Source organism: Streptomyces carpinensis, assembly GCF_002154505.1.
Lineage (GTDB): Bacteria > Actinomycetota > Actinomycetes > Streptomycetales > Streptomycetaceae > Streptomyces > Streptomyces carpinensis.
This window is the reverse complement of record NZ_MUBM01000456.1, coordinates 1-10,837: the sequence shown is the minus strand read 5'-3', so window position 1 is coordinate 10,837 and position 10,837 is coordinate 1. Positions and strand designations below refer to the sequence as shown.

The 10,837-nt window shown below is 73.7% G+C and carries 8 protein-coding genes; 1 reads left to right on the top strand and 7 read right to left on the bottom strand.

Features of this window, described 5'->3' with window-relative positions:
* Window positions 1-349: 349 nt before the first annotated feature.
* The 4 genes from BZY54_RS51310 to BZY54_RS43280 all read right to left on the bottom strand — a co-directional run bounded on the left by BZY54_RS51310 (window position 350) and on the right by BZY54_RS43280 (window position 4,349).
* A complete protein-coding gene (locus tag BZY54_RS51310) occupies window positions 350-1,645 on the bottom strand; it encodes a hypothetical protein (protein ID WP_086730847.1) in 1,296 nt (431 codons plus the stop codon).
* Window positions 1,645-2,307 (bottom strand): RNA polymerase sigma factor, encoded by a 663-nt coding sequence (locus BZY54_RS43290; protein ID WP_086730846.1) that lies wholly within the window; start codon window positions 2,305-2,307, stop codon window positions 1,645-1,647. The genes BZY54_RS51310 and BZY54_RS43290 overlap by 1 nt, the downstream gene beginning before the upstream one ends.
* Before the next feature lie 323 nt (window positions 2,308-2,630).
* A complete protein-coding gene (locus tag BZY54_RS54140) occupies window positions 2,631-3,659 on the bottom strand; it encodes a hypothetical protein (RefSeq protein ID WP_086730845.1) in 1,029 nt (342 codons plus the stop codon).
* Between the two features lie 72 nt (window positions 3,660-3,731).
* Window positions 3,732-4,349: an RNA polymerase sigma factor gene (locus BZY54_RS43280; RefSeq protein ID WP_086730844.1), complete on the bottom strand. Its 618-nt coding sequence runs from the start codon at window positions 4,347-4,349 to the stop codon at window positions 3,732-3,734.
* A 335-nt stretch (window positions 4,350-4,684) separates the two neighbouring features.
* On the opposite strand from BZY54_RS43280, the gene BZY54_RS43275 reads away from it, so the two are divergent.
* Window positions 4,685-7,435: an FG-GAP-like repeat-containing protein gene (locus tag BZY54_RS43275; RefSeq protein ID WP_244217617.1), complete on the top strand. Its 2,751-nt coding sequence runs from the start codon at window positions 4,685-4,687 to the stop codon at window positions 7,433-7,435.
* Window positions 7,436-7,516: 81 nt separating this feature from the next.
* Here the strand turns inward: BZY54_RS43275 and BZY54_RS43270 are convergent, their stop codons facing one another.
* The 3 genes from BZY54_RS43270 to BZY54_RS43260 form a co-directional block, all read right to left on the bottom strand.
* On the bottom strand, window positions 7,517-7,921 hold the full coding sequence (locus BZY54_RS43270) for a hypothetical protein (RefSeq protein WP_086730842.1): 405 nt from the start codon (window positions 7,919-7,921) through the stop codon (window positions 7,517-7,519).
* 173 nt (window positions 7,922-8,094) lie between these two features.
* Window positions 8,095-8,694 carry a hypothetical protein gene (locus tag BZY54_RS43265; RefSeq protein ID WP_086730841.1) on the bottom strand — a complete coding sequence of 200 codons (600 nt, stop codon included), beginning with the start codon at window positions 8,692-8,694 and terminating at the stop codon, window positions 8,095-8,097.
* Window positions 8,695-8,859: 165 nt separating this feature from the next.
* On the bottom strand, window positions 8,860-10,470 hold the full coding sequence (locus BZY54_RS43260; RefSeq protein WP_244217618.1) for a beta-N-acetylhexosaminidase: 1,611 nt from the start codon (window positions 10,468-10,470) through the stop codon (window positions 8,860-8,862).
* Window positions 10,471-10,837 lie beyond the last annotated feature (367 nt).

Below are 10,837 nucleotides of genomic sequence, written 5' to 3'. Positions count from 1 at the left end.
ACTGGTGACGCGCGAGGGTTTTTGGATGTGACGTGAAGTGAGGCGGGGCGCGGGCGGGACCGGGGGAACGTGCCCCGCCCGCGCCACATGCACGAGCCGTGGGTACGGGGGGAACCCCGGCTGCGTGCTACGGCCGATGACCAGTCGGCTCACTTAGTACTGCGCTGTGGCCCCCAAAAACGTCACACTCTGCCGGGAGAAATTTTCGGGAGCCACGAAAGTGCAGGTCATAGGCGGTCTACGGGCGAATCGGACAGGTCGGTGCGCCACGACGGGACGCCGGGACCGGCCGCGGGACGCCGGGTCGTGGCGGGACAAGGGGCGTGACGGTACGCCGGGCCGTGCGCGGTCAGGCCACAGGGTGCGTGGTGCTCGGCGCCGCCGCTGGTTCCGTGGGTTCACCCGCTGCCGGAGACGTGGACCGTGCCGGGGGTGTGGTCGGCGCCGGAGCGGCGGTCCTGGCCGGCTTCTTGGGGGGCCGTGCGCCGAGGCTCGCAGGGTTGGCGGCGTCCGCCCTCGGTCGGCCACCGCTTATGTGGCCGCCTTCGTCGTCACCCTCACCGCCCTGACCACCCCGGCCGTTCTGACCGCTTTGGCCGCTTTGGCCGCCTTGGTCGCCTTGGGCGCCACCGCCGCCTTTGCCGCCCTTGCCGTTCTTGTCGCCCCCCTGGTCCTTCTGGCCGCCACCGTTGTCGCCCTGGTCGTTGCCGCCTCCCTGCTCGGAGCCGCGGCCGTCGTCGGACTTCAGGAGACCCTTGCAGTACGTCCACACGTGAGAGGGGCCGCCGGCGGCTCCCTCCAGGACATGCTTGCGATCGGCGTCCAGGTCCTTGCCGTCGCGCAGATCGCGGCAGGCGCCGGCCAGCCGGCTCCAGCGACCGTTCGAGCCGGCGTCCTTCCCGCCGTCCCTCCCGGTGGTGGAGTCGTGGCCGGGGGTACGGCCGGCGTTCTCGTCGGCACCGGGCGAGCCGGCCGGGGAGCCGCCGGGAGTCGAGGCACCCTGTTCACCTCCCGGCGTGCCGTCCGGAGGGGCCGAGACCAGCGGGCTGTCGGGCGTCGCCCGGTCCGAGACGGAGGCGGCGGGGGCGGGCTCGTCCCCGCCGAACGGCGTCGGCAGCACACCGGTCGTGGCCGCCGCTACCCCGCCGACCGCTCCGGCGGCCAGCGCCGCGGACACCGCGAGACGCACGGGACGCCCCCAACTCGTGCGGCGGGCCCGGCGGGTTCGCCGGGCCCGCCCGGTACCGCTGCCCTGGGCGTGGACGTGTGCCGGGTACTCGTGCGTCGGGGTGTGCTCGTGCGCACCGATGCGGACGACTCCCGCGTCGATCGCCCGGGCAGCGGTCTGTCCGGACGGGGCCCCGGCGGGTGCCTCGGAGATGTCGGCGACGCTGGAGGTGTTCGAGGCGTCGGCCTGTTCGATGCGCGCCTTGCGGAAGGCGGCGAGCGCGGCGGCCTCGCCGGGAAGTTCGGCGCCGCTCGGGGAGGCCGGCTCGGCGCAGGGCCCGGCAGACAGTGCGCGCAGTGCGGCGGCGAGCCGTTCGGCCTGGTCACGGACGGTTTCGTCGACGGTGTCCAGTGGCTCCCCGCGCAGCAGACGCTCCGCCGTGTCAGGGTCCAGCCAGTGGTACTGCTCGTCGGCCATCACATGTCCTTCTGCGTCCGGGTGCGCGTATGCGTCACACCGGCGGACGTCACGGCAGGGCCGCGCGGTTCTCGTGGGAGTGGCAGCGCGTCGAGCGCGCCTACGGATTCCGGATCGTCGCCGAGCAGTTCCGCGAGCCGTTTCAGACCGCGGTGCGCGGCGGTGCGTACGGCGCCCGGCCGCTTGCCGAGCGTCTCGGCGGCGGTCTTGGCGTCCAGGCCCACGACCACGCGCAACACGACGGCCTCGGCCTGGTCCTGGGGGAGCCGGGCGATGAGCGAGAGGGCGCTGTCGGTGGCGAGGGACTCCATGGCCTCCCCCGCGGTGTCCGACTCGGCGGCCTTGCCGGTCAGTTCCGTTTCGTCGCCGCCTATCACGGGGCGACGGGCGCGCATGCGTATGTGGTCCAGTGCGCGGTTGCGGGCGATCCGGGCGGCCCAGCCCCGGAACCGGTCGGCGTCCCCGCTGAAGCGCTGAAGGTCCCGGGCGATCTGCAGCCAGGCCTCGGACGCCACGTCCTCGGCGTCGGGGTCACCGACCAGTGTGCGTACGTATCCGAGCAGCCGCGGGTGCACGGCACGGTACACAGTCCGGAACGCGGTCTCGTCTCCGTCCTGTGCCGCAAGCACCGCGGCGGTCAGCTCCGCGTCGTCCCCCAGCACCCCGTGGTTCCTCAGTAGATCGAGCAGGATCGTTGCGGCATAGCGGCCGAGAGTGTGTGCGGTGATCACGCGTCTTTCGCACCCGGCGCGAAAGGCACGTTACGGCCTGAAACCGCCTCTCGTCCATGACGGTACAACGCGCAACTAACTGATCGGGTGTGCGGTGTGACAGAAAACGCACTCACGACGCTGTAGGGAGTACGGGCCGCCGCGCGGCCCGTGCCGCGCGACGGCCGGGGCCTCTCCTGTGGGGGGTGGCGGCCCCGGCCGTTGCCTCGGCGGCGCAGGGCCCCGAGGTGTTCGAGGCCGTGGGCCCCACGGGGTCAGCCCGTCTTTCCGCCGCCCGCCCCGTTGCTTCCCCGGCTGCTGCCGCCCGCGTTGCCACTGGTGCCGCTTTCTCCTTTGCCGGTGCTCCTGCCGGTGCCGCCCGTGGAGTTGCCCTGCGTGCCGCCGCTGTTGCCGTTGTTGCCGGAGCCCTGCGTCCTGCCGCCCGTCCCGGGGCCGGTGCCGCCGCCGCTGCTCGCGCCGCCGCGTCCGTTCCCGGCCGGTGCCTGCTGTGCCAGCTGCCGGGCGCAGTAGGCGGGCACGTTCTCCTTGCCTCCCGCGGCCTTGACGAGCCGCTGCCAGTCCGTGGCGTCGAGCGCCTTGCCGCTGTTCCCGACCTGCTCGTAGGCGCGGCAGTGCGCCAGGGTGTCCCGGGCCGTGGCCGGGTGGTGCGGCCGGGCGGAGCTGCCGGGCGCCGTGGAGGTGCCGGGCGCGCCCGAGCCGGCCGGGGACCGTACGTCGCGAGGCGTGCCGGAGCTGCCGGACGACGGACCCGCCGAGTGACCGCTCCCTGATCCGGGGTCCGACGACCTGGCGGTGCCGATCGCCGCGACCGCGACGCCACCGAGGGCCAGGCTCGCCAGCAGCAGGGCAAGGGTGGCCTTCAGCGAGCGGCGGGCCCGCGGGTGCTCGCGCGGCCGCCAGTCGTCCCGGCGCCGGGTCCGGGCGGGGCGGTGCGCAGCCTCGGCGCGGGCGGCCCGGAACGCCTCCACCGCCCGCTGCTCGGCCGCGGCGTCCAGGGCGCCCTCGCACAGCGCGGCAGCGAGCAGCGCCTCCGGCGACGAACCCCACTTGCGCTCTCGAGCCCCGGTCCGGAACGCGTCCCCGGACGGGGAGTAGCCGTCCCCCGCGCGGAACTCGCCGTCCCCGGACGGGGAGTAGCCCTCCCCGGACGCGGACAGCGCCCCGTCGGACCCGTACGCTCCGCCCACGGCCCGGGGCGTCCCGCCCGCGAGCCCGGACCCTGCGTCGCCCGGGTGCACGTGCCGACGGCCGTGTGCCCTGCCGTCGCTCTGCCGCTCACCCATGCCCGTATCCATCCCTGTCCGAGGATCTGTTCGACGGTCACACGTCCATACGGACCCGGCCGTCGATGCCGTTCATTCCGACTCCCCCAGCGTCCGGGGATCGCCCTTCGTCACACCTGCCACGCCCAGCCGGGTGGCCAGACGTCTCAGTCCTCGGTACGCGGCCGTGCGCACCGCGCCGGGGCGTTTGCCGAGAACCCGGGCCGCGGCGGGCCCGTCGAGGCCGACGACCACCCGCAGCAGCACCGCCTCCGCCTGGTCGCGCGGCAGCGCACGGACCAGTTCGAGGGCGCGCTCGGTGGAGAGGGATTCCAGTGCCTGCTCGTGCGTGCTCTGGGGCCCGGGCAGATCGAGTACGTCCTGCTCCAGCGCCGTCGACCGGGGCCGTACGCGCCGGCGCCGCAGATGGTCCAGGGCGCGGTGCCGGGCGATGGTGGCCGTCCACCCCCGGAAGCCGGCCCCGTCCCCCTTGAACCGCCCCAGGTCACGGGCGATCTCCAGCCAGGCGTCGGACGCCACGTCCTCGGCGTCGTCGCCGACGATCCCGCGAAGATAGCCGAGCAGTCCGGGCTGCACGATCCGGTACGCGACCGCGAAGGCGCTCTCGTCGCCTTCCTGGGCCCGCGCGACGGCCGCGCCCAACTCCCCGTCGTTCGCCTGTGCGCGGCGGGGTTCCCCTCCCTGGCCCAACACTGACCTCGTTCGTACCGAGTGCGAAGCGAGCTCTGCCGAACCCGCACCGCGCCACACGACCGGCCGTGCGCACGGCTCATGGTCATCAGCGTCGGGCCGCACAGAAGTGTCACAGGCTCGGGCCGCGCGGACGGGCCACGGGCTCGGGGCGCACGGAAGAGTCACGAACTCGGGGTGCACAGAAGTACCCCGGGTTGCCGGGCGGTGACGTTTCACGGATGCGCTGCGCTGGACAGCACAGGCCGTCCTGTGACGGATGTGCCTCCAGTGACTTGTGGGACCGGTCTCCGCGACCGCTCCTGCTTCTTTTTCTTCTTTGGGGTGGATACGTCTTGAGTCGTCGTACGTCGCATGCGTACAGACCACTGAGCCTCAAGCGCAGAGCGTGGCTGACGCTCGGCGCCGTGGTCCTGGGGGGCGGAGGCCTGGTGGGCTACGCCATGGCCGGCCCGTCCGGCGATGCCGGGTCCGCGGGCCGGGCCAAGCGTCCGGTGAAGGTCTACGGCCTCGACCTGAAGAGCACCGGGAACGGCAAGCGGGAGCTGCCGCGCACCGGCACACAGCAGTTCTCCCTGCTCGGCATCTCGTGGACCGGCGCCGCGAAGAAGCTCGACGGCACCGCGCAGGTGCGCACCCGCTCCAGCGAGAGCGGCCGGTGGAGCGGCTGGCGGGACCTGGAACTGGACGTGGATCCGGCGGAGCACATCACGCCCCGGATGCGTGGGGCCTCCGAGCCGCTGTGGGTCGGCCCGTCCGACGGGGTCGAGGTGCAGGTCGTGGCCGGGGACGGCAGCCTGAGCGCCGGGCTGCCCAAGGGGCTCAAGGTCGATCTCGTCGACCCCGGGTTGGTGACGAACGCCGAGACCCGCTCCCTCGGCACCGAGGTGGAGCCCGCCGCCTTCGCCGCGAGCGCCGACGCCACGGACTCGCCGACGTCCCCCGCGCCGGACACCCCGACCGCGGACGCGGCGGCCACCGACACCGCGACGACCGCGCCCACCGACACCGCGTCACCGACCGATCAGACGCCGCCGTCCGGCCAGGCCTCCCCGACCGACTCGGGCTCCGCGACCGCGACCGGCTCCGCCTCTGCCTCCGCGTCCCCGAGCGCGACCAAGCCGGTCGCCCCGCCCTCCACCGTCACCCGACCGCCCATCGTCGGCCGGGCGCAGTGGGGCGCGGACGAGTCGAAGGTGCAGGACCCGCCCTCCTACATCGACAAGATCCAGGCCGTGTTCGTGCACCACTCGGCCGGCTCCAACAACTACAGCTGCGCCGAGTCGGCGTCGCTGGTGCGCGGCATCATGGCGTACCACGTCGACGTCGACGGCTGGAACGACATCGGTTACAACTTCCTGGTCGACAAGTGCGGCCAGATCTTCGAGGGCCGCGCCGGCGGCGCCGACCTGCCGGTGCTCGGCGCGCACACCTTCGGCTTCAACAGCTACTCGGCCGGCATCGCCGTCCTCGGCGACTTCCAGGGCGACCCGAGCAAGGGGATCCCGGCCGGCCGGCCGACCCGGGCCGCCCTGGAGTCGGTCGCGCGGCTCGCCGCCTGGAAGCTCGGCCAGTACGGCGGCAAGCCGACCGGCACGGTCACGCTGACCGCCATGGAGGACACCGGGGTGTGGAAGAAGGGCCAGCAGGCCACCCTGAACACCGTCTCGGGCCACCGCGACGCGTTCGCCACCGAGTGCCCGGGCACCAACCTGTACGGCAAGCTCGGTGAGATCCGCCGCTTCGCCTCGAGCCCGGGTGCCAACTCCGCGATCCCGACGGCCGACTTCAACCGGGACGGCGTGGGAGACCTGGTGGCGGGCGTGCCGAGGGCGTCGAGCAGCGCCGGCGCTGTCGTCGTCGTTCCGGGCAGCACCGACGGCCCCGTGGCCGGCGCCAGGATCAACCTGACCCAGTCCAGCCCCGGCGTCCCCGGCGCCTCCGAGTCCGGTGACAGCTTCGGTGCCGCGACCGCGTGGGGCGACGTGAACGGCGACGGCCGCGCCGACCTGGCGATCGGCTCGCCCGGCGAGGACGACACGACCGGCCACGCGGACCGCGGCTCCGTCACCGTGCTGTACGGCCCCGGCCTGAACTCCGGTTACTCCTACACCACCAGCGGGGTCACGGCCACGGGCGCCCGGCTCGGTTCGGCCGTCACCGTCGGCGACTTCGACGCCGACGGCAAGGCCGACGTGTTCGCCGCCGGCACCGGCAACGGCGGTTCCTGGAACGCCCGCCTGACCGGAGGGGCCACCCAGTACGGCACGCTGACCGGCTCCACGGGCTCGGTCGCGAGCGTCGACGCCGCCACCGGCGACTTCAACCGCGACGGGTACGCGGACGTCGCCCTGAACTACCGCGACCAGTCCGGCACCGGCCGCGTCACCTGGTTCAAGGGCACCAAGTCCGGGCTGGTCAAGGTGAGCGTCCTGTCCGTCAAGGGCGGACGGTCCATCGCCGCCGGCGACGTGAACGGCAACGGCTACGACGACATCGTCATCGGGCAGCCGTACGTCTCCGAGTCCGGCGGCTACCGGGGCGGCCAGGTCACCATGGTGCCGGGTACGTCGACGGGCTTCACCACCACCGGCATGCGCACCGTCCACCAGGACACGGCCGGCGTGCCGGGCGCCGCCGAGGACGGCGACGCGATGGGCGCCTCGGTCTCGGTCGGCGACTACAACGCCGACGGCTACGCCGACGCCCTGGCGGGCGTGCCGGACGAGGACATCACCCGCAGCGGCGTCAACGAGACCAACGCGGGCATGGTGCTGCTGCTCAAGGGCTCGTCCTCGGGCCTGACCGGCTCTGGCGCGCAGTCGTTCAGCCAGGACACCTCCGGCATCGCCGGGTGGACCGAGCCGAACGACAAGCTGGGTTCCGCGGTCGTCCTCCAGGACCTGTCCGGCTGGGGCCGGGCGGACCTCGCCCTCGGCGCCGAGGGAGAGAACGGCTACGACGGCATCCTGTTGCAGCTGGACACCGGCGCCTCGGGCGTGAACACCAGCGGTGCCGTCTACTACGACCGCAACGCCCTGGGCACGCCGGCGGGCGCCCACCTCGGCCAGACGCTGACGCCGTGACACCCCGCCGGCCGCACAGCTGACCCACCCGCCACCGCGCCCCGGCCGGGGTCCCGTCCACTGCACGGGACCCCGGCCGGTTCAGTCGAGCGGGCTGCCGCCGTGCCCCGCCATCGCGTCCAGGCACAGCAGGCGAAGGGACCCGTGGCCGGCGAAGCAGCGGCGCGACTCGTCGATCGGGTCCCACATCCGCCCGTCCACGGTGCGGATCCAGTGCTCGCCGCCGGTCGCCCACCACTCGGCCCCGCTCTCGCGGACGATCACCTCACCGGCGTACGCCCCGAAACCGCGCAGCACGGTCTCGACGGCGGCGTACGGTGTGCCCTCGCGGCGAAGCTCCTCGATCACCCGGTCGACCCGCCACAGGCTCCGCGCCGAGTAGTCCAGGCGCAGTCGGGCGCCCTCGCGCATCGCCGCCACGGTGTCCGCCGCCCACCGCACCGGCCGGGTGGCGGCGTGCGGCCTGGTCTGCTGTTGAGTCGTCACATGCTGCGCTGTCACATAGGGAAGAGCGGGACCGACGCGGTTTCCGTCACCCGGATCCCGCCGCTTCCCGCAACCGGCGCACGACCCCCGCATGCCCCCCGCACCGCGCCCTCAGGACACTCACAGGCCCCGCTCGGGACACGGCCCGGGCCCCGACGTGTCCGGGCCCGGGTTCACACCCGGCCGCGTGCGCGGCGGGAGACCACCGCTCGCAGGACGCGGCGTCCCTCCGTGGAGACCTCCAGAGCCTGGCGCAGGCCGGCGGGGCCGTGGCCCGCGAGGAGTTCGAGGACGGTGATCTGGCGGCGCAGCTCGGCGGCGACCAGCGGGGACAGGCCTTCGGCGCGGCCCGCGACGGGCGCCCTGCCCGCTCGGACGGCATCGAGCGCTTCGGGGAGGCCGTCGACAGCGGCGGCGTCCTCGGCCGGGTCCAGGAGCCGGTGGATCCGGAGGGAGGCGACCGAGCAGGCGTCGGCCCACTTCCGCACCTCACCGGCGGTCCGGCCGGCCGGCGCGGCGGCGAGCATCCGGCGGGCCAGCAATGCGGCCCCGTCCTGCGCGGGCCCCTCCGGACCGGAGGCGTCGAGCGCGCCGCGCGCCTGTTCCAGCCGCTCGGCCCAGCCGCCGTCGCCGCCCTCCGCGAGGGTGCCCCACAGCGGCCGCAGCACCTCGTCGTCCCCGCCGAGCAGCGGCACGCACCGGTCCAAACAAGCCAGCCCGCTGGCGGCCAGTCCGCGCTCGTCGGCCTGCGCGATCAGTTCCACCAGGCTCATCCACGCCTCCCTCGCCAGAGCGTCGCTCCAGGCCCTTACGGCCACGGAGCCCGCCCTTCCCCTTCACTGCGTGCGACCGCCCGGTAGTGTCACACGGGCGTCACTCTCAGTCGAGGGAGCTGCGGAAGAAAAGATTTCGGCCAGCGGCGCGTCCCACCGCGGCGGTCAGCCGAGCCGGCCCGCCAGCGCCTTGAAGTCCGTCCAGGACAGCGCCGGCTTCCCCGGATCCCACAGCTTCTGCACGGTCGCCCGCAGCGGCATGCGGATGCCGGCGGCCACCTGGTCCTGGGTCTGCGCGTTCGGGCGGTCGCCCCAGACGGCGAAGGTGCCGCCGAGAATCTGCGAGTCGTACCGGGCCGGGACCGCCTGGGTGCCGCGCAGCACGAGCGGGGTCCACTGCTCGTAGATCCGCTGTCCGGTCGGGTAGACGAAGGTCTGCGGCTGGCCGAGGACGTAGTAGAGGAACTCGTCGTTGTAGTTGATCACCTTGCGGCCGGCGGCGAGGTACTCGACCGGCTGCCGGGCGCCGATCTCCTTGCCGGTCCAGTAGGCGACCTCGATGTCCTTGGCGGGCTGCACCGAGGTGTTCCGGAAGAAGCCGTCGTTCCAGGCGCGCGGGGTGCGGTCGTGGTTGCGGACGGTGGCGGCGCGGTCGTTCAGCCAGCCGGTGGTGAGGTCGGCGACGGTGCCGCCGGGGCCGTGGGCCTTGCGCGCGGCGGCGGCCAGCTGCGGGTAGGAGGCCTCCGGGGCGCGCACGGTCAGCGCCTGGTACTCGTCACCGCCGAGGTGCCAGTAGCCGCCGGGGAAGACGCCCGCGAACTCGTCGAGGAGGTCGTCGACGATCTGCGCGGACCCGTCCTTGGAGATGTCGATAGCGCCGCGTGTCGCCAGGCCCTGCGCGTTGCGCAGCTGCAGGTCGGGGTGGGCGGCGATCACCGCGCCCAGGTGGCCGGGCGAGTCGATCTCCGGCACCACGGTGATGTGCCGGCTGGTGGCGAGGTCGACGATCTGCTTGACCTGCGCCTTGGTGAGGTGGTCCTTGGAGACGATCTCCGGGTGGGTCTCGGACTGGATGCGGAAGGCCTGGTCGTCGGAGAAGTGCAGGCCGAGCTCGTTGTACTTCAGGTCGCCCAGCTCGCGTACGCGGTCCTCGATCCAGCCGGGCGTGTACGGCTTGCGCGCGATGTCCAGCATGAAGCCGCGCCGCGGCTTGGCCGGCGCGTCGTTCACGACGCCCTCCGGCGCCGTGCCGCCGCCGTGCACCTCCTGCTTGAGGGTGCGGGTGCCGTAGAAGACGCCGGCGTCGGCCGGCCCGCTGATGGTGACCCGGCCGTCGCGCACGGTCATGGTGTACGACTCCGGGTTGCCGCCCTCACCACCGCTCAGCGCCAGTCGCACGTCCCCGGAGCGCACGTCGCTCTGCTCGCCCGCGTACGTCAGGCCCAGCTCACCGGCGATCAGCCGCCCCTCGTCGGCCAGGGACCCGTCGCTGACCACGACCCGCTCGCCGTGGGCCGGGTGCCAGCCGGGGCCGCGGGCCGCGGTGAAGGAACGCACCGCCGGAATCGTGCGCGGAGCCTGGGACAGCGGATAGCTGCGGCTCGGGCTGGGACTGGGGCCCGTGTCCGGGGAGGAGGGCCCGGGAGCGGTGTCCGACGCGCTGCGCGCCGAACCCGCCGGGGATCCGTCACCGCCGGTGGCCCACAGGCCGAGTCCGACGCCGAGCCCGACCGTCACGGCGAACGCTCCGCCGGCCAGCGCGTACCTGTGCTGCAGCTTCCGCGCCGGAGCCCGGCGCCGCCTGTGCTGACTCACAGAGCCAACGTACGGCCTGCGGACACGGAAGGTGTCCACAGAGCGTTCTCAAACTCTCCCGTCCGGGTGAAATTCGGGCATCCACCGGACACGTCATGAGCACTCTCGATAACGTAGCGGCACATCCCCCACAAGATCCCCTGCCGATACACACGGGACGCCCACAGCGGACGTCGCCGCATCCCACGCCGAGGACCCACGCTGCCCGCGCAGAACCTGGACCACTTCAACACCGCCCCGCCCGAAGAGGCCCACCGCACCCTTGTGCGCTGTCTGCGCAGCGCGCGCTGGGCCCGCCGCGTCACCACCCACCGCCCCTACCCCGACC